Source organism: Lactobacillus sp. ESL0230 (assembly GCF_003692805.1).
In the GTDB taxonomy this organism is placed as follows: Bacteria; Bacillota; Bacilli; order Lactobacillales; family Lactobacillaceae; genus Lactobacillus; species Lactobacillus bombicola.
The window spans coordinates 125036-148039 of record NZ_REHI01000008.1 but is presented as its reverse complement, the minus strand read 5'-3'; the positions used below and the strand labels follow the sequence as shown (position 1 = coordinate 148039).

The 23004-nt window shown below is 34.8% G+C and carries 18 protein-coding genes, 1 tRNA gene, 2 pseudogenes and 1 riboswitch; of the genes and pseudogenes, 19 read left to right on the top strand and 2 right to left on the bottom strand.

All coding sequences use genetic code 11. The features are described from left to right. Positions 1-168 precede the first annotated feature (168 nt). Complete coding sequence (locus F5ESL0230_RS07235) at positions 169-831, top strand: CPBP family intramembrane glutamic endopeptidase (protein WP_122022198.1); 663 nt, start codon at positions 169-171, stop codon at positions 829-831. Between the two features lie 130 nt (positions 832-961). Here F5ESL0230_RS07235 and F5ESL0230_RS07230 read toward each other — a convergent pair. After that, positions 962-1032 (bottom strand) — tRNA-Gly (locus F5ESL0230_RS07230). Between the two features lie 59 nt (positions 1033-1091). Continuing rightward, a complete protein-coding gene (locus F5ESL0230_RS07225; protein WP_122022197.1) occupies positions 1092-1688 on the bottom strand; it encodes an SOS response-associated peptidase family protein in 597 nt (198 codons plus the stop codon). 107 nt (positions 1689-1795) lie between these two features. On the opposite strand from F5ESL0230_RS07225, the gene trpS reads away from it, so the two are divergent. The 18 genes and pseudogenes from trpS to F5ESL0230_RS07135 all read left to right on the top strand — a co-directional run bounded on the left by trpS (position 1796) and on the right by F5ESL0230_RS07135 (position 22945). Next, positions 1796-2815 carry a tryptophan--tRNA ligase gene (trpS, locus tag F5ESL0230_RS07220; RefSeq protein WP_122022196.1) on the top strand — a complete coding sequence of 340 codons (1020 nt, stop codon included), beginning with the start codon at positions 1796-1798 and terminating at the stop codon, positions 2813-2815. Between the two features lie 3 nt (positions 2816-2818). Beyond that, entirely contained in the window at positions 2819-3298 is a 480-nt protein-coding gene (locus F5ESL0230_RS07215) for a deaminase (RefSeq protein WP_122022195.1), read from the top strand. Beyond that, positions 3285-3887, top strand: a complete 603-nt coding sequence (locus tag F5ESL0230_RS07210; RefSeq protein WP_122022194.1) for a TPM domain-containing protein — start codon at positions 3285-3287, stop codon at positions 3885-3887. Before F5ESL0230_RS07215 ends, F5ESL0230_RS07210 begins: the two co-directional genes overlap by 14 nt. A 55-nt stretch (positions 3888-3942) precedes the next feature. Further along, a riboswitch (M-box (ykoK) riboswitch) is annotated at positions 3943-4107 on the top strand. A gap of 96 nt (positions 4108-4203) precedes the next feature. Next, positions 4204-6894, top strand: coding sequence for a magnesium-translocating P-type ATPase (gene mgtA / locus F5ESL0230_RS07205; RefSeq protein ID WP_122022193.1), 2691 nt, complete (start codon positions 4204-4206; stop codon positions 6892-6894). A 109-nt stretch (positions 6895-7003) separates the two neighbouring features. After that, positions 7004-8977, top strand: a complete 1974-nt coding sequence (gene metG / locus F5ESL0230_RS07200; RefSeq protein ID WP_122022192.1) for a methionine--tRNA ligase — start codon at positions 7004-7006, stop codon at positions 8975-8977. Beyond that, positions 8977-9744: a TatD family hydrolase gene (locus tag F5ESL0230_RS07195; protein ID WP_122022191.1), complete on the top strand. Its 768-nt coding sequence runs from the start codon at positions 8977-8979 to the stop codon at positions 9742-9744. Before metG ends, F5ESL0230_RS07195 begins: the two co-directional genes overlap by 1 nt. Further along, positions 9731-10297: a ribonuclease M5 gene (gene rnmV / locus F5ESL0230_RS07190; RefSeq protein WP_122022190.1), complete on the top strand. Its 567-nt coding sequence runs from the start codon at positions 9731-9733 to the stop codon at positions 10295-10297. Before F5ESL0230_RS07195 ends, rnmV begins: the two co-directional genes overlap by 14 nt. Further along, the gene (rsmA, locus tag F5ESL0230_RS07185) at positions 10290-11177 is read left to right on the top strand and encodes a 16S rRNA (adenine(1518)-N(6)/adenine(1519)-N(6))-dimethyltransferase RsmA (protein WP_122022189.1); all 888 of its coding nucleotides are present in this window, start codon (positions 10290-10292) and stop codon (positions 11175-11177) included. The genes rnmV and rsmA overlap by 8 nt, the downstream gene beginning before the upstream one ends. A gap of 82 nt (positions 11178-11259) precedes the next feature. Continuing rightward, positions 11260-11505, top strand: coding sequence for a Veg family protein (locus F5ESL0230_RS07180; RefSeq protein WP_090092443.1), 246 nt, complete (start codon positions 11260-11262; stop codon positions 11503-11505). A 111-nt stretch (positions 11506-11616) separates the two neighbouring features. After that, entirely contained in the window at positions 11617-12447 is an 831-nt protein-coding gene (gene purR, locus F5ESL0230_RS07175) for a pur operon repressor (RefSeq protein ID WP_090092441.1), read from the top strand. 61 nt (positions 12448-12508) lie between these two features. Continuing rightward, on the top strand, positions 12509-13894 hold the full coding sequence (gene glmU / locus F5ESL0230_RS07170; RefSeq protein ID WP_122022188.1) for a bifunctional UDP-N-acetylglucosamine diphosphorylase/glucosamine-1-phosphate N-acetyltransferase GlmU: 1386 nt from the start codon (positions 12509-12511) through the stop codon (positions 13892-13894). A 104-nt stretch (positions 13895-13998) separates the two neighbouring features. Continuing rightward, positions 13999-15341, top strand: a pseudogene (locus tag F5ESL0230_RS07165) (MFS transporter). Positions 15342-15489: 148 nt separating this feature from the next. Further along, positions 15490-17142, top strand: a complete 1653-nt coding sequence (locus tag F5ESL0230_RS07160; RefSeq protein ID WP_122022187.1) for an SLAP domain-containing protein — start codon at positions 15490-15492, stop codon at positions 17140-17142. Between the two features lie 303 nt (positions 17143-17445). Further along, positions 17446-18804: a PTS sugar transporter subunit IIC gene (locus tag F5ESL0230_RS07155; protein WP_090092436.1), complete on the top strand. Its 1359-nt coding sequence runs from the start codon at positions 17446-17448 to the stop codon at positions 18802-18804. A gap of 15 nt (positions 18805-18819) precedes the next feature. Further along, positions 18820-19920, top strand: a complete 1101-nt coding sequence (locus tag F5ESL0230_RS07150) for a DUF871 domain-containing protein (RefSeq protein ID WP_122022186.1) — start codon at positions 18820-18822, stop codon at positions 19918-19920. Positions 19921-20177: 257 nt separating this feature from the next. Beyond that, the gene (locus F5ESL0230_RS07145; protein ID WP_122022185.1) at positions 20178-20651 is read left to right on the top strand and encodes a cysteine hydrolase family protein; all 474 of its coding nucleotides are present in this window, start codon (positions 20178-20180) and stop codon (positions 20649-20651) included. A 256-nt stretch (positions 20652-20907) separates the two neighbouring features. Then, positions 20908-21779, top strand: a pseudogene (murQ, locus tag F5ESL0230_RS07140) (N-acetylmuramic acid 6-phosphate etherase). 194 nt (positions 21780-21973) lie between these two features. Then, positions 21974-22945 carry a ribose-phosphate diphosphokinase gene (locus tag F5ESL0230_RS07135; protein WP_090092432.1) on the top strand — a complete coding sequence of 324 codons (972 nt, stop codon included), beginning with the start codon at positions 21974-21976 and terminating at the stop codon, positions 22943-22945. Positions 22946-23004: the final 59 nt, after the last annotated feature.

Sequence of the window (23004 nt, the reverse complement as noted above, 5' to 3'; positions counted from 1 at the left end):
CTGAATTTAGATATTAAGTTTCTAGGAAGGGATTAGAAATCTTATCGAAATGGATGGTCGAAAAAGCTGGCTATTTAAGAAAAGTTAATGGTCATTTCATAAAATTACTTTTTTTTGCTATAATATGGATTTTGGAGAGTATACAATTAGTTAGATAGAGGTAGTTTTGTGAATACACCAGCATCAAGAGAAGGTAACCTAATACGCTATATTGTTTATTTTATTGGCTATTTAATGACAGCTGGCGTAATCAAGCTAGTTATTGAAAATCTGCCAATTCATGTTTGGAATTTTATCTTATTTGCAACAATTTCCTTAATGGTTCTGTTATTTTTTATTTATCGCTTTAATCGCGAGCAACGCTTTTTTGCTCCGGGATTAGCCGGTTCATGGATTAGTAATTTTGCGCTTATTATTGGCATGACCCTGCTAATTACTGTATTCAGAATCAGTATTTCTTGGCTGCAATCGTATAATCACTTGCAGTTGTACGGTCTGCAAACAACATATTTGCACCATGAAGGGGTGGCAAATTATTGGTTCTTTGTGATTGCGTTAGGAATAGTTTTACCGATATTACAAGAGTTTTTAATTACTGGCTTTTTGTTTAACTATGCTTTTAGGCGTGATAATGTACCTACCGCTATTTGGGGGATTATTACATCTGGAATTTTATTTAGTTTGCTTAATTGGCAAAATTCAGCAACATTATTATTAGTTAATTTCTTTTTTGGCGCTATTTTTGCTTGGTCTTATTTGTATACACAAACTTTATGGATGCCGATTTATTTATCTGTTTTAAATGGTGTTTTACTTTTAATTATGACGTAAATTTATGAACCAATGTATTTTAAGATAACTAAATTGCTTGGTCTGTTTTGGGGCCAATTATAAGAATTAAATTACATAAAAAACGTAGGTTAAACCCTTAGGATTGACCTACGTTTTTTATATAGTATTAAGCGGATAGCGTGAATCGAACCCGCATCTTCAGCTTGGGAAGCTAACATTCTACCATTAAACTATACCCGCATTTCTTCTATATTTTACCATAGTTTTTTAGAAAAACCAACTTTCGGTAAAATTTATGGTTAATGGACCATTTTGGTGGCAACTAGATTTACGTCACGCGTAATTAGTGCGGAAAAATTTTGAAATAACCACTGGCGTAGTTCATCTGGCTCAATAACTAATGGCATCCGATCATGGATTGGTTGCATTATTTGATTAGCGGTGGTAGTAACCATTGAAAAATAATCGTTTTGGTAAATACCAGCAATTAAAGTCAGGGGCTCGTTAGAATTATGAAAACTATATTGTTCATGTGCTTGTTTACCGTATTTAGTAATATAAGTTTCCTGTGCTGTTTCAAAAAAGCAGTTTGTAACAATGATGCATCGTCTACGTGCAAAAGATGAATCCCACATAGATGGACGTTGATTGAAGAAACGCTCTATCCGAGCATTGAAAATAACTTGATTTTGTTTCATTGGCTTGGGATAGCCCCAAGTTTTAGGAATTAAAAGTAACTGATTATTTTGATATAAGAGTACAGGGGCCTTGTTTTTGGGAAAAATATTAGAATTTTGCGGTAGATTCGAATCTGGTTCTATTAATGGTAATTTTAAATCGGTAATTAAGTATTTTTTGATTTCAGCTAAGCTTGGTATTTGGAATTGATGACACATTTGATCCTCTGTATTTTATCATGGCTTGATTTTTGGTAGAATTAGTTGTAATTACTGCATTAAAAAGATTTTAAAATTTTTTTCAACTTTAGGCAAGGAGGATACTAATGAAAAATAAAATACTACTTACGGGTGATCGTCCAACTGGTAAATTACACGTTGGACATTATATTGGTTCATTAAGAAATCGAGTTAAATTACAAGATTCTGGTGAATATCAGCCATATATTATGATTGCCGATACTCAAGCACTTACGGATAATGCACGTAATCCAGAAAAGGTTCGTAATAGTTTAATTCAAGTTGCGCTTGATTATTTGGCTGTCGGTATAAACCCAGATAAATCAACCATTTTTGTTCAATCACAAATTCCCGCCTTATTTGAATTAACAGCCTATTACATGGACTTGGTTACAGTTAGTCGCTTGGAACGAAACCCTACTGTTAAGGCAGAAATTAAGCAAAAAGGGTTTAATGATTCAATTCCAGTAGGTTTTTTGAATTATCCTGTTTCACAAGCTGCTGATATTACGGCTTTTAAGGCCACAACTATACCAGTAGGTGACGACCAAAAACCAATGTTGGAACAGACAAGAGAAATTGTTCGAACTTTTAACCGTATATATAATTGTGATATTTTGGTGGAACCAAAGGGTTACTTTTCGATTAAAGGACAGGGAAGATTGCCTGGGCTTGATGGAAATGCTAAGATGTCAAAATCTTTGGGCAATGCAATTTATCTTTCAGATGATGCAGCAACTGTCCAAAAGAAAGTTATGTCGATGTATACTGATCCTGGGCATGTTCATGTACAAGACCCTGGTAAGATTGAGGGTAATATCGTCTTTACTTATCTTGATATTTTTGATTCTGATACAGCCAAAGTGGCAGAATTGAAGGAAGATTATCAAAAGGGTGGATTAGGCGATGTCAAAATAAAACGATATTTAAACAAAGTATTAGAGCAGGAATTAGCACCAATCCGTGAACGTCGGCTCCAATATGAAGAAAAGATTGATGAGGTTTATGAGATGCTCGAAGCAGGCTCTAAACAAGCTAATATTGTCGCAAATCAAACATTGTCTGAAGTACGTGATGCAATTGGCTTAAACTACTTTAAGAGGTAAAAAATGCGTGATCGGATTCCTTGGAAACAATACTTTATGATGCAAGCTTTAGTAATTGCGCAGCGTTCTACTTGTGATCGTGCCTTAGTAGGCAGTGTTTTGGTAAAAGATAATAGAATTATTGGAACTGGTTATAATGGGTCAGTTACCAATGAGCCACATTGCGATGATATTGGGCATCAAATTGTTGCTAATCATTGTGTGCGAACAATTCATTCAGAAATGAATTCATTGATTCAGTGTGCGCGCAACGGTGTTTCAACAGATCATACGGAAATTTATGTTACACATTTTCCTTGTTATAATTGTGCTAAGGCTTTAGTTCAAGCGGGTATTAAAAAGATAAATTATTACTTTGATTATCATGATAATCCCTTGGCAATAGCGCTTTTTAAAGATTGTGAGGTTCCTTATGAGCAAATTAAAATTAATCGCAACTATGTTGAACAGCTGGCACATAAGCTTGAAGATGTTGAAAACTAAATTAAGTTCTATAGTTGTATTAGTTAGTCTATTTTTAACGATGACCGCATTTTCTAATCCTAATATTAAGGATGAATGTCACCTGTTAGATAAAGAAACTAGCCATTTAATTGTTGCTAAAAATGGGCGGTATTTACAAACTAGTGAGCAACCTCAGATTGTGGTGCAAACGGTTCAACGAATAAATGATTTGACGCCACATCGTTTAGCTAAGGCTAAAAAAACTGTCTTTATCGTTGTAGGGGTCAAAAAAGAAAAGCGGAATGTCCAAATTTATTCTAGTAAGGATTTGCATGGTGCTTTTACAGCAGATGTGCGGGGAAATATTATTCGATCACAGTCTACCGCATTACTTAGCAAGGACAAAAAAGAATTTAACAAGGGCTTGAGATTTGTTTTTCGCGCTTGTGCAACGACCATTGATCAACGCTACCAATATGCCCTTGATAAATATGATTTAACTAGTAAGGAACGGGCGCAAGTCATTCATCCGCATCGATTGGCTTTGCCGATTGCTATGGCTTTAGTTATTGTAATTGCTGGTCTAGCGTATTTTTTCAAAAGTAATTTACATATAAAAAATAAGTAAAAGGATTGACCACCTTAAGCGTGTGTGTTACTATCGACTTGCTAATTAAATAAAACAAATAAACTGTTAGGTGAGACTCCTACGTGAACATATGCTATCGCTCAGAAACATCCAGAGATGCCAATGAGTCAAATAGTTATCGTCGATTTAAGGCGCTAACCAGATAGCTAGCTTAAGGCTTACGTCACGTAGTGTTAAAACTGAACGACGAGTACTTGATAATACCTTGTTTAAAAGGAGGGAGCGCCTAGCGGATAAAGCAGATTAGGGCTCCCTTTTAGTTTGTTTGAATTTTGGAAAAGAAGGAGTGAGAATAATGTTAAAAAAAGCCAATGAATCAGCTACTAACCAAGATTTAGAGCTGGTTAAAAGTATTGCTAAGGAAAGTAGAACTGAGACACTAGCACGACTACATACTAGCAGTGATGGGTTAACAAGTGAACAAGCTGTTCGCAATAGAGAAGAATATGGTGCAAATACAATTACGTCTAACAAACATAATTCTAAATTGCATTTTTTGACAGAAGCTTTTATTACTCCTTTTAGTTTAGTATTAATTGTTTTAGCATTTTTATCATTATGTACCGATTATATTTTTGTTCCAGCCGGTGAAAAAGATTTAACAACGGTAATAATTATGTTAACGATGGTCTTTATTTCAGGGATAACTAATTTCATTCAGAATATCAGATCATCAAATGCTGTTGATTCACTCTTAAAGATGGTTTCAATTACAACTGACATTATTAGAGACGGTAAGGATCAAGAAATTGATACTAGTGAAGTGGTAGTTGGCGATATAATTCGGCTTGCAGCTGGTGATATGGTTCCAGCTGATATGCGTCTTTTAACGAGTAAAGATTTATTTTGCTCATCGAGTTCATTAAACGGAGAATCGAATCCAGTTGAAAAGATTGCAACCAAGAAACCTAAAATTGGTGTAGATCGTGATTATTTAGATTACCCAAATATTCTTTATGAAGGGACAACGATTGTTTCTGGATCTGGACTTGGTGTTGTATTTGCTACAGGTGAGCGGACAATGTTCGGCAAGCTGGCACATGATATTTCAAATCAAGATGTAAAAAACACTGCATTTGATGTGGGAATTAAAAATGTGTCTAAGCTATTAATAATTATGACGGTTATTATTGCCCCATTGGTTTTTATTATTAATGGTTTAACTAAGGGAGATTGGGTTAATGCCTTAATTTTTTCAATTGCAACTGCAGTTGGGTTGACGCCAGAAATGCTGCCTGTAATTGTGACAACTAATTTAGTCAAAGGTTCAATTGAAATGTCAAAAAAGGGCACAATTGTTAAAAAGATGAATTCGATTCAAAATTTTGGCTCAGCCGATATTTTGTGTACTGATAAAACAGGAACTTTGACTCAAGATAAAGTGGTTTTAGAACGGCACTATGATCTAAATTTACATGAAAATCCCCATATTTTAGAATTAGGGTATCTTAACTCATATTACCAGACTGGAATGAAAAATTTGATTGATAAAGCAATCATTGAGGCAGCTGGTGATGAATTAGATATTAATGAAATTCAACGTGATTATAATAAGATTGATGAAATTCCGTTTGATTTTTCTAGAAGAAGAATGAGTGTAGTCGTTGAAAATGCTGATCTTGAACATGGCGAACACTTGCTAGTAACTAAAGGCGCTTCTGAAGAGATGATGGCTGTTGCCACTAAAATTGAAGTCGATGGGCAAATTTTACCGTTAACGCCAGAACGTAAACAAAAAGTAATGGAAAAAGTTAACGAAATGAATAGCGATGGATTGCGGGTCATCATGTTGGGTTATAAGCGTAATCCAGCTCCTGTGGGAGAATTTTCTGTTAAAGATGAAGAAGACCTGATATTATGTGGCTTCTTAGCCTTTCTTGATCCCCCAAAGGAAAGTGCCAAAGCGGCTTTGGCAAAGCTTAAAGAAGACGGCATTACAGTTAAAATTTTAACTGGCGATAATGAAGCAGTTACGCGAACAATTGGTCTACAAGTAGGTTTAAATGTAGATACGGTTTACTCTGGGGCTGATTTAGAAGGGAAAAAACCGGATGAATTGGCAAAGATGGTAGAAGAATGTAATATTTTTGTGAAGTTATCACCAGAAGACAAAACTAAGATTATCAACTTGTTGAAACAAAATGGTCATACAGTAGGCTACATGGGTGACGGTATTAATGATGCACCAGCAATGAAAGCGGCAGATGTTTCGATTTCAGTAGATACAGCTGTAGATATTGCGAAAGAATCAGCCGATATTATTTTGCTACATAAGGATATGAACGTCTTAGAAACAGGTGTTAGAATTGGACGTAAAGTCTTTGGTAATACGACTAAATACATTAAGATTACCCTATCTTCAAACTTTGGTAATATTTTATCGATTCTAGTTGCATCCTCATTTTTACCATTTTTACCAATGCTGCCCTTGCAATTATTGGTTTTAGATTTATTATATGGAACTAGCTGTTTATCATTACCATTTGATGAAATGTCTGATGATTATCTCAAAGAGCCACGAATTTGGTCGACTAAGAAATTACCAAAATTTATGTTTTACTTTGGTCCAACTTCTTCAGTTTTTGATATTCTAACTTTTGGCTTATTATACTTTATAATTTGTCCGTATTTAGTTGGTGGTAGCTTTAATGCAATTAGCCCTAGTCAAAAAATAGCTTTTATAGCCTTATTCCATACGGGGTGGTTTATTGAATCACTGTGGACGCAAGAAATGGTTATTCATGCCTTGCGTGACCGGCGCTTGCCGTTTATTAAGCAACATGCTACAACCACTGTTGTCTTGTCTACTTTCGGTGCTGGGATTATCGGAACGTTAATTCCATTTTCCTCTTTTGCAAATAAGCTTGGTTTTGGTAAGATGCCATTAAGCTTTATGTGGATTATTTTAGGAATTTTAATCCTTTATATCTTACTGACGACTTTGGTAAAGCATTTTTACTTAAAAGATGAAAAATTTCTAATTTAGAAAATATGGCTAAAGGTTAAAAAGGGAATTCCAGGAGGAATTCTCTTTTTTGTTGGTGTAGTATTATATAATATAATGAATTATACGAATCTTAAGGAGAAAAATGAAAATGGCTGATAAAAAAACTTTTTACATTACGACCCCAATCTATTATCCATCTGGCCGCCTGACCATTGGTAATGCTTACACTACTATTGCTGCTGATGTTATGGCCCGATACAAGCGTAGTCAGGGTTATGATACTTTCTTTTTAACTGGAACTGATGAGCACGGGCTAAAGATTGAGCAAAAAGCTGAAAAGCAAGGAATCAAGCCACAAGAGTTTGTTGATAGTATGGCAGCAGATTACAAAAAATTATGGAAAAGCCTGGATATTTCTTATGATAAGTTTATTCGCACCACTGATGAGCAACATGTTAAAGGCGTTCAAAAAATATTTGAACGTTTGTTAAAACAAGGTGATATTTATCTTGGTGAATATACTGGCTGGTATTCAGTTGAAGATGAAGAATATTTTACTGAGTCACAATTAGCTGAAGTTTATCGTGATGCTGCGGGCAAGGTAATTGGTGGCAAGGCGCCATCCGGTCATGAAGTTCAACTGGTTAAGGAACCATCCTATTTTTTCAAAATGAGCAAGTATGCTGATCGACTTTACCGCTACTATCAAGATCATCCTGAATTTATTCTGCCTAATTCGCGCGAAAAGGAAATGGTCAATAATTTTATTAAGCCGGGGCTAGAGGATTTGTCGGTTACTAGAACCACAGTTTCTTGGGGAATTCCGGTACCAAGTGATCCTAAGCATGTTGTTTATGTCTGGATTGATGCTTTATCAAACTATATTACCGCCTTGGGTTATGGCTCCGCCGACGACTCTTTGTTTAAAAAATATTGGCCAGCTGATGTTCACTTGGTTGGTAAGGAAATTGTTCGTTTTCATACAATTTATTGGCCAATTATGTTAATGGCTCTTGATTTACCGCTACCTAAACATATTATTGGTCATGGTTGGGTATTAATGAAGGATGGTAAGATGTCTAAATCAAAGGGTAATGCCGTTTATCCGGAGTCAATTACCAGCCGTTATGGTGTAGATGCTTTACGTTACTACTTAATGCGAGCATTACCATTTGGTTCTGACGGTATTTTTACACCGGAAGACTTTGTTGAACGAGTTAACTATGATTTAGCCAATGATTTAGGTAACTTGCTAAATCGGACCGTTTCGATGATTAATCAGTATCAAATGGGTCTTGTTAAGCCAGTTAGTGAACAAGATGAATTAGGCAAAAATTTAGCTGAAACTGCGCATAAAGTGATTAATAGTTATCAACAGGAAATGGACACGCTTCACTTTACGCAAGCAATTGATGACATATGGCAATTAGTCAGTCGTGCTAATAAATACATTGATGAGACAGCGCCTTGGATCTTAAATAAAGAAGACAAAAAGAATGATTTAGCGCGGGTAATGGCTAATTTAGCAGAAAGTTTACGTATTATTGCATTATTAATCGCGCCGATTATGACGCGGACTGCAGGCAAAATATACAAGCAATTAGGACTTGATTGGAATATTCCTGCGCAAAAGCAACTCGCATTTGGTGGCTACGATTGGAATATCAAAGTTGCTGCAAAAGCACAGCCAATTTATCCACGTTTAAAGCCAGAAGAAGAAATTAAATATATTAAAGATGAAATGGCAAAAGCTAAGCCCAAGAAGCAATCCCGCAGTGAAAAAGAGCAAAGCAAAGAAATTACAATTGATGATTTTGCTAAAATTAAAATTCAAGTTGGGCAAATTTTAGCAGTTGAGCCAGTTAAGGGCTCTAATAAGTTATTACAATTCCAATTAGATTTTGGTGCAGGAAACAAACGTCAAATTTTAAGTGGAATTAGGAAATATTATCCAGAAGCAAGTGAATTAGTAGGTAAAAAAGTACTGGCAGTAACTAATTTAAAGCCACGTAAGATGCTAGGAAAACTTAGTCAAGGCATGCTTTTATCTAGTGAAAAAGCAGGACAAGTAAAATTAGCTATTGTTGGTGATGAGCATGAAATTGGGGCAGAATTAGGTTAATGGAATTAATTGATAATCACACCCATTTACAAGACAAACCTTTTCAAGGAAAAGAAGAGTTTTACCTTGAACGTGCACATAAATTAGGGGTAACCAAAGTAATTTGTGCTGGGCAAGACCCTACTTTTAACCAACAAGCAATTGCCTTAAGCCAGCGTTTTGATCAAGTTTACGCAATGGTTGGCTATTGTCCTGATATTGCTAAAACTTATAATCAAAAGGCTGAAGACTTATTAATTGAGCAGTTGCAAACTCCTGGTGTAGTAGCGATGGGAGAGATTGGGCTCGACTATTATTGGGACGAAACGCCGCGAGAAAAGCAAAAAGAGGTATTTGCTCGACAAATTGAGGTTGCACATGAATTAAAAATGCCAGTTGATATCCATACGCGTGACGCTTTTGCGGATTGTTACGAAATTCTCCGGCATAGTAATCTAGAATATGGTGCAGTCTTACATAGTTTTAATGGTAGCGTTAAATGGTTAGCAAAGTTTTTAGCTTTAAATGTTAACTTCTCCTATTCAGGTGTGGCATCTTTTACTAAAGCGACGCAGGTGCATGAATCTGTCAAAAATACCCCACTAGATCGGTTACTGATTGAAACGGATGCACCATTTTTAACACCTAAGCCATATAGAGGCAAGCAAAATGAGCCGGGTAACGTTTATTATGTTGCGCAAGCTATTGCTGAATTGAAAGATATACCAATACAAGAAGTTGCTCAAGCAACTTATGCTAATACAATGAGGATTTATGGGCTTAACTAAAAAACATTTTAATGCAGTAGTTGTTGTTGAAGGAAAAGATGACACAATTAGGTTAAAACAATTTTTCCCGGGAATTGAAACAATCGAAACAAACGGTTCCGATGTGCCAGATGCCGTTTTAGTAGAATTAAAAGAATTAGCTAAAAAGCGCGATATAATTGTTTTAACTGATCCTGATTTAAACGGAGAACGGATTAGACGGTTGGTTACTGAAGTAGTGCCAAACGCGAAGCAAGCATTTATCACTCGTCAAGAAGGGCGACCACGTAAAAAAGGAAATTCATTAGGAGTTGAGCATGCCTCAAAGGCTACGCTGATTAAAGCTTTGAGTGATTTACATGAAAGTAAAATGCAAAGCAGTGATTTGACTAGAGCGATATATCGAAAATTAGGTTTAGCTAGTGACTTAAATTCGCGTAAATTACGGGAAAAAGTAGGAATTAAATTGCGAATAGGTTACGGGAATGCACAACAATTTTATAAACGGTTACAAACTTTTGGGGTAACTAGTGCTCAACTTGAGAAAGTGGTAGAGGAGGTTAATAATGAATAGTGATATGCCAATTGGTTCAAGTGTAAGAACCCAAGCCATTATTAATCGTTATTTTTTACGAGCTAAGAAAAATCTAGGCCAAAATTTTTTGGTTGACTTAGATGCTCTCGAAGGAATTGTTCAAGCCGCAGAGATTAAGTACAATGATCAAGTAATTGAAATTGGTCCAGGAATAGGTTCATTAACTGAACAATTGTTATTGGCAGGAGCAAAAGTCTTTGCCTATGAAGTCGACGAAACTTTGCCTGAAATTTTACAAAATGAATTACCTGCAAAAATCAATGGTGTCCCGATAAAAGAGCGTTTTAAGCTTATGATTAAGGATATCTTAAAGGCGGATTTTGCTACTGATTTGGCGGATTTTTTTGATTTAACTCAACCAGTTAAAGTAGTGGCAAATTTGCCATATTATATTACGACGCCAATTATTTTCTTTTTAAATGATACAAAGTTAAATTTTTCCAGTTTAACTTTAATGATGCAAAAAGAAGTAGCCGAGCGGCTTAGTGCGCATCCAGCTACTAAAGAATATGGTCCACTTACAATCTCTGTCCAAACGCAAATGAAAGTAAACCTTGCCTTACAGGTAAAAAGCAAGTCCTTCATTCCAAGACCTAAGGTTGATTCTAGTGTAGTTGTTTTGCAGCCTTTGCTTAAAAAAACAGATGTTGGTAATATTAAACATTTTAATTGGGTAGTCAAATGTTGTTTTGCCCAAAGACGCAAAACATTAAATAATAATTTAAAAACTTTAATTCCTAATACCTTCCAACGGGAAGCACTGATTAGTAACTTGGGTGTTGACCTACATACTAGGCCAGAACAATTGACAATTGACCAGTTTGTCGACCTAGCCCGAGCCATACAAATTAAAAATTAACCAAAATATTCGGGTTTAGCTTTAAAAATGATTGAAAAAATAATAATAACATGGTAGAATTCCCCCAAAGGAGTTGTTATCAGTGCCAACATCAATTATTACCATTAAGCAAAAATTGGATTCACATTTGGGTGATTCATTAACTGTGGTTGCAAGAGCAGGTCGGAAGAAGGTTACTAAGAGACGGGGAATTTTGCGGGAAACATTTCCAGCAGTTTTTGTGGTTGACTTAGATCAAGATCAGAATAATTTTGAGCATGTCTCATATAGTTATACCGATTTGTTAACCAAAAACATCACTTTAAAGTTCGATGATGTGACGGAATAGTTACAGTAAAAAGTAAAAATAATTTTTTTGGTAGTAACATTTTAAAATGTTAGTGCCTTTTTTTGTGGTTCAGAGTATAGTAGAAAAAGTAAACATTAGAGAGGATAATTTATGAAACGTTCAGAAAGACTAGTTGATATGACGAAATATTTAATGGAGCGACCACACAATCTGATTTCATTACCTTTTTTTGCAACGCGCTATGGAGCCGCTAAATCATCAATTTCTGAGGATTTAACTATTTTAAAGCATACTTTGGCTGATAATCAAGATGGTATTTTAGAAACAGTTGCTGGAGCTGCTGGAGGAGTAAGGTACATTCCGTTTTGGGGTAAAAAAAATGTTACCCAATATTTACAAGACTTGGCTAAAAGAATTGAAAGTTCAGAACGAATTTTAGCAGGTGGTTTTGTTTATCTTTCAGATATTTTGGGTAATCCACAAGACTTAGATAAAATTGGGAAAATAATTGCTACTCGTTATGCTTATTCAAATATTGATGTGGTAATGACAATCGAGACTAAGGGAATATCATTAGCTCAAGCAGTTGCACGGTATTTGAATGTACCATTTATTACAGCCCGCAAGCGGTCGAAGGTAACTGAAGGAGCTACTGTCTCTGTTAATTATATTTCTTCTTCGCTTGATCGTGTTTCCAAAATGGAACTTCCCACTAGAGCTTTAAAAGAAAATTCAAATGTTTTACTAGTAGATGATTTTATGATGGCTGGTGGTACCTTGACGGGGATGAGACAGTTAGTAAAAGAGTTTAATAGTAATATTGCTGGAATTTGTGTTTTATGTGAAGCGGACTTTGATGATGAAAAAGTAATTGAGGGACACTTATCTTTAATTAGGATAAAAGATGTAAATGATAAGCAAAAGATAATTGTAGCTGAACCCGGTACACTACTTGGACATACTAACTTTAACCGCTTTTAGCATATAAAATGATATGTTAAAATATGGTAATAACTTAAGAATATAAAAGAGGCTGAATTTAATGAAAAAATTTGTAGTTGTACTTGCAGCCGGTAAGGGTACACGAATGAAGTCAAAGCTATATAAAGTTTTGCATCAAGTTTGTGGAAAATCAATGGTCGAACATGTAGTTGAAGCAGCTCAAGCAATAAAACCAGATAAAATAGTTACAGTAGTTGGTAATGGAGCAGAAAAAGTAAAAACTGTTTTAGCTGGGAAATCTGAGTTTGTTTTACAAAAAAAACAGTTAGGCACGGGCGATGCAGTTTTAACAGCAGAAAAGCAGTTAGCTCAAGAGGACGGCGCTACCTTAGTAATTACAGGAGATACTCCACTTTTTACAAGTAAGACTTTACAAAAGTTGTTTGACTACCATCAAAATAAAGGTAATGCTGCTACTGTTTTAACAGCACAAGCGCCTAATCCATATGGTTATGGTCGAATTATTCGGGATGAACAAGATAATGTTTTACGGATTGTAGAACAAAAAGATGGCAGTCCTGAAGAATTGAAAATTAAAGAAATCAATACAGGTGTCTTTTGCTTTGATAATAAGCAGCTTTTTACTGCCCTTAAGCAGGTAACTAACGATAATGCACAAGGTGAATACTACTTAACTGATGTATTAGAAATTTTGCGTAATAATAATCAGCGTATTGGTGCTTATAAAATGCATGACTTTAGTGAAAGCATAGGGGTAAATGACCGCATAGCTTTAGCACAAGCTACTAAAATTATGCAAAAAAGAATTAATGAGCAGCATATGCGAGAAGGGGTCACTTTTGTTGATCCAGATACTGCCTATATTGATGCAGATGTAAAAATCGGCAGTGACACCGTAATTGAGGGGAATGTCGTAATTAAAGGTAAGACAGTAATCGGTAATAATTGTTTAATTACTGCTGGTTCGCGTATTATTGATTCTCAAATTAGTAATAAGGTGACTATTACTTCGTCAACTATTGAAGGAGCAAAAATGGCCGATCATAGTGATATAGGTCCTAACTCACATCTACGCACCAATTCTATTATCGAAGCGGGCGTTCATATCGGTAATTTTGTTGAGGTTAAAAATGCTGAAATTGGACAAAATTCTAAAGTTGGTCATTTGACTTATGTGGGTGATGCTACTTTGGGTAAAGATGTCAATGTAGGTTGCGGGACAATTTTTGCTAACTATGATGGTGTGCAAAAGGATCATACAACGGTTGGTAACCGATCTTTTATTGGCTCAGGCTCGACATTGGTTGCTCCAGTAAATGTGGCTGATCATGCTTTTATAGCCGCTGATTCAACTATAACTAAAGATGTTAGTCAATACGATATGGCAATCGCTCGCGGTAAACAAGTAAATAAACCTAATTATTGGCACAGGCTTCCTTTAGCTAATGATCCCAATTGGCAATAAACGCTAAAAGCTCTAGTTTAAACTAGAGCTTTTTTAATTACTAAAAAATAAATGTTGTCCTTAATAAGAAAGTGCTATCATAAGTGATGAAAGGGGGAATGATAATGATTAGTTGGCTTTTAAAACAACCAGATAAGGAGGAGCAAATACCACCAGAAAAAATTGCCAAGACCTACAGATGGCATCAATTAGGTGTCTTGTTAGCTACTTGCATAGGTTATATTGGTTACTATATTATTCGCTTAGTTTTTACAGCTGAACAAAATGACATTATGAAAGCATATCACTTTACAACTGCTAATGTTGGGTTGATTTTGTCTTGTTTTGGAATTGGTTATGGTGTAGCTAAGCTATTTATGGGGGTATTAGCTGATAAATGTGATGCCAATCGCTACCTAATGGTTGGCTTATTATTATCAGCATTTATAAATATCTTTTTAGGGTCGACCCGCAACTTATACATCATGATGGCATTGATGTTTATAATGGCAATGACGCAGGGAATGGGAGCTGCTGCATGCCAAAAAATGATTCAACTTTGTGGGGGCCACGAATGCGTGGCACAATGTATTCGATTTGGTCGTCAGCCCATAATGCCGGCTCCTTTATTTGTGTAGCAATTGTTCAACTGGTTGTTTTTTTGTTTTCTGGTTCAATTGCAGCTGTCTTTTATACGGCATCAGCTGTTTCATTTGCGCTTTGTATATTAATCCTAGCTTTAGGAGCAGATCGACCAAAGGTTGTTGGGCTCCCAGATATTGCAACTTATATGGGTGATCGAGTTATTCTAAATGATGGGCAAATTTCAACTTCTGATCAAACTGACTTGAATGTTGGCCAAATTTTTATTAAGTATATTTTAAAAAATAAACTAGTCTGGGCAGTAACATTAACTTCGATGTCACTTTATTTAGTTAGGTATGGTATTCAAAGCTGGATTCCCGCTTATTTAGTTCAAAATAAGGGTTTTGATCCTGCAAATGCAAAATGGTTAATTGGTATTTTTGAATTAGCATCTGTTCCAGGTGTAATCATTATGGGTGCTATTTCAGATGCTTTAAAGGGTCGACGAGCATTAGTTTCAATTTTTTGTGTGCTTGGTACATTAATTTGTTTAACGATTTATTTTTTTAATAATAATCATACTTTAATTATAGCCGCTTTAATAATCATGGGTAATTTGATTTATGCACCATTGACTTTGGTCGGATTAATGATCAATGAAGTTGTCCCTAAATTTGCTGTGGGAGCATCTACTGGCTTTATGGGCTTTTTCCAATATATTTTTGGTGAATCTTTAGCTACAGCACTGATTGGTATTTTAGTTGCAAAATTTGGTTGGTTAGCAAGTAATACTGTCTTATATGGTGCATCAATTCTAGCACTTGTTTTTTTACTTTATACGGCAGTTAGTGAAACAAAAATGCAAAAAAAAATCACAAATTAATTTATAAATTGGAAATAATTAATTTGAATTTCCTAGAGTAAGTAGAGTATTAAGAAAAAGTAAGCTATTTTAAAGTCGATTTATTAGAATTACATTTTAGTATATAATAAGAATTAGTAAATTAAATTTTAGTGAGGTAAATAGATAAATGAAATTAAGTCATAAGTTATTGATGGTATCAACTGCTGCGCTTCTTGGCGTTAGTCCAATCTTGAGTGCAAGCCAAGCATCATTAGTACAAGCTGCTAACAAATCAGCTACTAAGACAAATAAAACTGATACCAAAACTAATAAGTCTGTTTCTAAAAAAGATACTGCAAAGAAAACTAGTTCAAAAAAGAATAGTACTTCAAAGCGAGGCACAATTAAATTAAGTCGGAATGCTTATGTTTATGATAAAAATGGTAAACGGCTTAAGAGCTACATGGGCAGTGCTAAGTATACTGTAATAGCTAAGGGTGTTACTTTAAACTACAATACTAAAAAGACAATTAATGATGTTGATTTTTATGACCTTGGTGGTAATGCTTATGTCAAAGCTGCTAATGTAGGTTATGTTGACGGCAAGAAAGTTAATCCTAAAAAAAGTGAAAAAACAGACCAGTCATCTACCACAGCTAAATTAAAGAGTAATGCCTATATTTATGATGAAAAAGGCAAAACTAATAAGAAAAAAATCAACAAGGGTCAAGTAATTGCAGTTGATCAATTAGTTTATATTGGTGGTAAACTTTATTATCGGATTAGTGGTCAAAAGAATCAATTCATTAAGGCTAATAATGTAGGGTCAACTACTGGTACTGCATTAAAACCAATTAACAAGAAGCCAGAAAAAGATGATGACAAAACACCGTCAGACAATCAAAATGACCCAACGGTAATTACCTTAAATCATAATTCATATCTTTATGATGGTAAAGGTAGCTCAAAAAGCAAAGTAGTTAAGAGCGGTCAAAAGATTCAAGTTGATAAGTTGCAGTACATTGGTAAAAATCTCTTTTATCATGTAAATGATAAAAATTATCCTGGTGATGATAATTGGATTAAGAAAAATAATGTTGGCATCATTACTGGTAAGCAATTAACGCCTTCTAATGCTAAACCTGATGATAAACAAAACGGGACAATTGCCACATTAGGTCAGGATGCTAACGTTTATAATAGCAAAGGGGTTATGCAATCAACTAAGACTTTTGCTAAAGGTCATACAGCCCGTGTAAATGAATTACGTTATATTTGGATTGAAAGTGAAAATAAGGCTGAATTATTCTATAAGTTACAAAGTGATAAGAATGGCTACCTTAAAGCAAGTGATATTAGTACCATTGCAGGTGATAAATTAATCCCTGTTAATACAGCGGAAGCCGCAAAAGAAGAAACTGTTATGGCGACTGATGCAGATAAGAAAACTTTACAAGCTGCGTTAACTGAAGCCACGACTATTAAAACAAGTGATAGCTACAAATTATCAAGTAAGGCTTTACGAGATGCTTACGATGCAGCCATTGCTTCCGGTAACCAAGTGAACAGTGCTAATGCAACTGTTGCTAGTGTTAAAGATGAAGTAAATAAAATTAGCAAGGCTAAGGCTGCGCTTAATGGTAAGAAAATTGTAGTTAATGATTTGAAAAACTTAACCATGGATGAAGCAAATCAAATAGTACAATTAGTAGCTACTGCTAACGGTGTTGACAAAAATACTGTTAAATTTAGTAATAACAATACTGTTTTAACGATTACTAGTGCTAATGGGTTTGAACAAACATTAAATATTGAAGATTATGCAACTATTGTTAAGTAATTAAGATAATCAAAGATATAGCTCAAAAAGCAGGTAAAAGGCAAATATGACTTTTACCTGCTTTTTTTAATGGTTAAAGTTAAAACTAATATACTGGAATTAACAAATAGCTAGATTTATTACTTTAGATTGTGTAAGCTAATAAAGCCTTAAATGATTAATTAAATGTAGTTAAGGAAACATTGCCTGCTATATAATAGATACCTTATAATAAATATTAATATCTGTTTTTTTATATAATGTAAAGCGGATACAAATACTATGCTATAATATACGTGGAGTAAAAATAGTAGGAGGGAAATTATGAATGCTTTAATTAATTGGTTAAATAAGCATGTTGTTCCAGTCGCTGCTAAGATTGGTTCAATACGCTGGCTAATTGCCTTGCGTGATGCCTTCATTGCAGTAATGCCGTTAACCTTAGCTGGATCTTTAGCAACTGTAATCAATGCCCTTGTTAGAGATTTGCCTACTAGCTTTGGTTGGACTGGTTTTGTCAATTCAATGCAATGGTTGATTAGTATTGATTCTCTTGTGTGGACTGGTACCATGGCTATTTTAGGTTTACTGTTTGCATTTACATTTGGCTACCAAATGTGTGTTCAGTACAAAGTTGAACCAATAGCTGGTGGTCTTGTCAGTTTAGGGACATTTGTCATGGGCTTACCGCAAAACTTTTCTTTAATTTTGAGTAATACCCTAACCCATGGAGATGCTAAGACTTTGACAGGTGCCGGTGCCGCTGTTGACGGTAAAAACATAACTGCTTGGGGTTATTTTAATTTTAATAAGTATTTTGGTTCAGCTGGTTTCTTTACGGTAATGATTATGGGGGCCATTTCGGTAACTATTTATATTTGGCTTATGAAAAAAAATATTACTATTAAGATGCCGGATAGTGTGCCACCAGCAGTGGCAAAAGCCTTTACTGGCATTATTCCAGCGACAGCAGGATTGTATGTAGTTGGCGTAATTGATTATCTCTTTAGTCTTAGCCATACAACAGTAATTGACTTTATTTCTCAAACTATTCAAGATCCACTATTAAATATAGGTCAAGGATATGGAAGTGTTTTACTTGTAACTATTCTTGTACAAGTTTTGTGGTTCTTTGGTATTCACGGTACTAACGTACTTATGCCAATCACAGAAAGTATTTGGATGACTGCTCAATTTGCGAATATTAATGCTGCAAATAAAGGACAAGCTCTACCTTATATGTGGACTAGATCAGATTTTGACTTTTATGTTTGGATTGGTGGCGCTGGCTCCACCTTATTACTGATTTTAGCAATTTTAGCCTTTTCAACGCGTGAAGATCAACGAGCAGTAGCAAAGGTATCACTTGTTCCTGGAATCTTTAATATTAATGAACCGGTCATGTTTGGAATGCCAATTGTGCTAGACCCGATTTACTTTATCCCGTTTGTAATTGCACCTATAGTTATGGTATCAACATCTTATGCAGCTTTAAGTATGGGGTGGGTATTACCTGTTAAAGCTAATATGCCGTGGGCTATGCCACCATTTTTGAATACATTTTTAGGTACATTGGATTGGCGCGCAGTCGTTTTGCAACTAGTTAATATGGTAATTGGTTTCTTAATCTATGTGCCATTTGTTAAAGCTGCTAACAACGTTAATACACAAGCTGAGGCTTAATAGGAGTTATATTTAATGAAACAATTAGGAATTTCACTTTATCCTGAACAAAGTACTTTTATACAAGATAAGGAATATATTGATTTAGCCAAAAAATATGGCTACCAGCGTATTTTTACATCACTTTTACAATTAAAAAGTGATAGTGGAGAGGATTTGTTGGCCCGTCTTAAAGAAGACGTTGATTATGCTAATCAATTAGGCTTCAAAACAGTTGTTGATATAAATCCCGCACTATTTAAAGAATTAAGAATTGACTATAATGATCTTAGCTTTTTCCAAGATTTAGGTGTTTGGGGATTACGGCTAGATGAGGGATTTAGTGGTATTGAAGAAGCGGCGATGACGCATAATCCTTATGGCTTAAAAATTGAATTAAATATGAGTCGGGGTACTAATTATTTAGACAGTATTATGTCTTATGACCCGGAAGAAGATAATTTAATTGGTTGTCATAACTTCTATCCGCAAGAATATACTGGTCTAAGTGAAGAGATTTTTTACGAATATTCACAAAAATACCGTGACTATGGGTTGCATACTGCTGCTTTTATTTCATCTAAGCATGCTGAATTTGGTCCTTGGCCAGTCCACGAAGGTTTGCCAACGATGGAAAATGATCGCGACAGAAATATTTTTAGTCAAGTAACTCACTTAAGATTAAGTAAAATGATTGATGATATTATTATTGGCAATGCCTTTGCCACTGAAGAGGAGTTGGCTCAAGCGGCTGCTGCTTTTAATAGTCCTTTTCCTACTTTGAGTATAGAATTTACAGATAATGTTTTGCCAATTGAACAAACAATTTGCTTAAAAGATGTTCATCTGTATCGTGGTGATGCTTCAGCATATTTGTTGCGGGATACTAAACCACGAGTAGTTTATGCAAACGAAGCGATTCCAGCACAAACTGAAATTAAAGAAGTTTTTGATTATGGTGATGTGGTAATTGTGAATGACAAATATCCACGTTATAAAGGTGAGTTGCAACTGGTTTTGACTCCATTTGAAAATGATGGTCGGCGTAACTTAGTTGGTCATTTAAGAGAAGACGATCTTGACTTATTGGATGCAATTGAACCGTGGAGCACATTCATTTTACGTGATGAAAATTAACGATTTAGGAATCACAAGATTAATCTTGCGACTCTTTCGTTACTATGATTATAAATCAAAATAATATTTTTTAATAAATCAAAAAATTATGTTGAAACTTTATTTAAGAGAGTTATAATAAAAGCAAATCTATGAATGTAATAACAGCAAGGATTAAATGAGATGTAATAACAACTTATTTATCTATTGTGTTAAGTTAGTTATTTTAATTGACAAATTTTTTAAAATATATAATTTTGATAATTGAGAGGAAAACAGTGTCAGGTGATAATTTACTGTTAGTAATAGACGTTCAAGAAAAGCCAATGCGATTTTTGAGTTGTAAGATCAAACTTATGAAGCGAATCAATCGAATTATTAAGCTATTTGAAGAAAAAAATGAACCTGTTTTTTATATTAAGCAAGAAAATTGTGGCTCTCTTTGTTCACAATTAGAGGTTAAACAGACTTCACCAGTGTTTACCAAAAAATATCAGGATGCATTCACCCAACCTAGTTTAGCTGAAAAGGTTCAGCAACTTCATCCGCAAAATTTGGTTGTAATTGGATTAATGAGTCATGCTTGTATTCAAGCTACAGTTAAAGGCGCATTAGACCGTAATTATTCAGTAATTTTAATTGGCGATGCTCATGATTCATTAATTAAGCCGATGCGTCATCATTATAATCAAGTGTTAACGAAGCTAGGTGCCCATCGTTTGTCAACGGAAGAATTTTTACAAGTAGAATAATAATGTGACTTTTCGTTCAAAACAGATTGTTTAAAAGTATATTATGTCTTTTAAAACAGTCTGTTTTTTATATTATTGAGTAATTCAAGTTCACGGTGATTTGGTAATAAAAAATAACTAAGTGGGTACATAAAAATTAGAAAGAGAGAGGAAATCTATGTTTGGGTTCGCTATGTAAATTTATCGGATAAGAGCAAGAATTCAGACTAAGAAATAATAGTGTAAAATTAAGGAAATCCAAAATTTAATAACCGAAATGCAGAATAAGGCAACACTCATATTGATACGATGTCAACTATCGAAATGGTTAAAATAATTAACCAAGAAGATCAAAAAGTTGCTCTTGCTGTCAGTACTCAGGAGCACAAAATAGCTTATGCTATCGATGAAGTTGCCAAATACTATTCACAAGGTGGTAGGTTAATCTATGTGGGTGCAGGTACAAGTGGACGGTTGGGAGTTCCAGATGCTGCAGAATTAGTACCTACATATTGTATTAATCCTGAACGTGCAGTTGGCATAATTGCTGGAGGTAAACAAGCATTGTTTCAAGCAGTTGAAGGAGCAGAAGATTCTCCGAAACTGGGATATTATTAATCTACGCAAAATAAACTTAAATAAGTGTAACACTGTATTAGGGCTCGCTGCTAGTGGTAGAACTCCATATGTGATAGGGTGTCTAGATTATGCCAATCAAGTTGGTGCATTAACCGTTTCTATTGCCTGTGTTTCGAATTCTAATATTAGTACGCATGCTGAAATTGGAATTGAAGCAGTAGTTGGTCCTGAAGTGATTACTGGCTCAACAAGAATGAAAGCTGATACGGCACAAAAAATGATTTTGAATATGATCTCAACTGGAATGATGATTAAGCAAGATAAGGTTTATCAAAATGTCATGATTAATGTGTGCAACCAACTAATCAAAAATTGATTGACCGTGCATGTCGAATTATTAATACCGTTACTGGGAGCACAACTAAGGATGCAGCAACAATTCTAGCATAAGCCGATAATAATGTTGCTTTAGCAATTGTAATGATTAAGACGGATAAAGATAAAAAAGCAGCCGCTGAACTCTTAGATACTTGTCATGGTAATATTAGTCAAGTATTAAGAGAAGACTAACTTAATTCGTAATCTTATAAATTTTAGTTCAATATAAGAAAGTTTTAGACATTTAAAATAAAATTGCTAATTTATCTTGTCTTAAAGACTTGAATATAGCAGTGTAAAGTTGAATAATAAATACAGGAATAACTTTTTCAGACAACTTTTGCTAAAATAATAAGTTGTTAACCAAAGATTAGACGGAGGAAATTATGTCTTATAAAGACAACATGATGTTGTTTGCCCTGAATTCAAATGTACCGCTTGCCCAAAAGATTGCCGAGCGAGTTGGAATACCGTTAAGTAAGTCAAGTGTTCAGCGCTTTAGTGATGGTGAAATTCAAATTAATATTGATGAATCAGTTCGTGGGAAAGACGTTTATTTGATTCAGTCATTGAGCGTTCCAGTAAATGATAACTTAATGGAATTATTAATTATGATTGATGCTGTGCGTCGGGCTAGTGCGCAAACAATTAATATTGTAATCCCATATTATGGTTATGCACGTCAAGATCGTAAAACTCGCCCACGTGAGCCAATTACAGCTAAGCTTGTTGCTGATATGTTGCAAGAAGCTGGTGCAACTAGAGTCTTATCATTAGATTTGCATGCACCACAAATTCAAGGCTTTTTCGATATTCCAGTTGATAATTTAATGGGCGCACCATTATTAGCTGATTACTTTTTATGCAATCATTTGGAAAAAGATGCTGTGGTTGTTTCTCCAGATCATGGTGGTGTTACGCGGGCACGAAAATTAGCTGAGTTTTTAGGCACGTCCATTGCGATTGTAGATAAACGGCGACCACGAGCTAATGTTGCTGAAGTAATGAATATTATCGGTGACGTTAAAGGTAAACGGGCAATTATTATTGATGATATGATTGATACTGCGGGAACCATTACATTGGCAGCACAGGCTTTAATTGATGCTGGTGCTACAGAGGTTTATGCAAGCGCAACTCATGCTGTTTTATCAGGTCCAGCTATTAAAAGGTTAAATGATTCCCCAATTAAGAATTTGGTTTTGACTGACTCAATTAACCAACCTGAAGAAAAGAAATTGGATAAAACTTTATTAGTTTCGGTTGGTCCATTGATGGGTGATGCGATTAAATGTATTCAAAAGAATGAGCCATTGAGTCCACTCTTTAATACGCGTTATCAAGAAGATCAACACTAGACTAAAAAGCAACATTTTAGTAATTTAGTGAAGTTTATTTAAATATTACTCATTTTAAG

Excerpts from the sequence above, each read along its gene's own strand:
- F5ESL0230_RS07225 (WP_122022197.1), bottom strand. The coding sequence starts at position 1,688 with ATGTGTCATCAATTCCAAATACCAAGCTTAGCTGAAATCAAAAAATAC.
- trpS (WP_122022196.1), top strand. The coding sequence starts at position 1,796 with ATGAAAAATAAAATACTACTTACGGGTGATCGTCCAACTGGTAAATTA.
- F5ESL0230_RS07215 (WP_122022195.1), top strand. The coding sequence starts at position 2,819 with ATGCGTGATCGGATTCCTTGGAAACAATACTTTATGATGCAAGCTTTA.
- F5ESL0230_RS07210 (WP_122022194.1), top strand. The coding sequence starts at position 3,285 with ATGTTGAAAACTAAATTAAGTTCTATAGTTGTATTAGTTAGTCTATTT.
- mgtA (WP_122022193.1), top strand. The coding sequence starts at position 4,204 with ATGTTAAAAAAAGCCAATGAATCAGCTACTAACCAAGATTTAGAGCTG.
- metG (WP_122022192.1), top strand. The coding sequence starts at position 7,004 with ATGGCTGATAAAAAAACTTTTTACATTACGACCCCAATCTATTATCCA.
- F5ESL0230_RS07195 (WP_122022191.1), top strand. The coding sequence starts at position 8,977 with ATGGAATTAATTGATAATCACACCCATTTACAAGACAAACCTTTTCAA.
- rnmV (WP_122022190.1), top strand. The coding sequence starts at position 9,731 with ATGGGCTTAACTAAAAAACATTTTAATGCAGTAGTTGTTGTTGAAGGA.
- rsmA (WP_122022189.1), top strand. The coding sequence starts at position 10,290 with ATGAATAGTGATATGCCAATTGGTTCAAGTGTAAGAACCCAAGCCATT.
- purR (WP_090092441.1), top strand. The coding sequence starts at position 11,617 with ATGAAACGTTCAGAAAGACTAGTTGATATGACGAAATATTTAATGGAG.
- glmU (WP_122022188.1), top strand. The coding sequence starts at position 12,509 with ATGAAAAAATTTGTAGTTGTACTTGCAGCCGGTAAGGGTACACGAATG.
- F5ESL0230_RS07160 (WP_122022187.1), top strand. The coding sequence starts at position 15,490 with ATGAAATTAAGTCATAAGTTATTGATGGTATCAACTGCTGCGCTTCTT.
- F5ESL0230_RS07155 (WP_090092436.1), top strand. The coding sequence starts at position 17,446 with ATGAATGCTTTAATTAATTGGTTAAATAAGCATGTTGTTCCAGTCGCT.
- F5ESL0230_RS07150 (WP_122022186.1), top strand. The coding sequence starts at position 18,820 with ATGAAACAATTAGGAATTTCACTTTATCCTGAACAAAGTACTTTTATA.
- F5ESL0230_RS07135 (WP_090092432.1), top strand. The coding sequence starts at position 21,974 with ATGTCTTATAAAGACAACATGATGTTGTTTGCCCTGAATTCAAATGTA.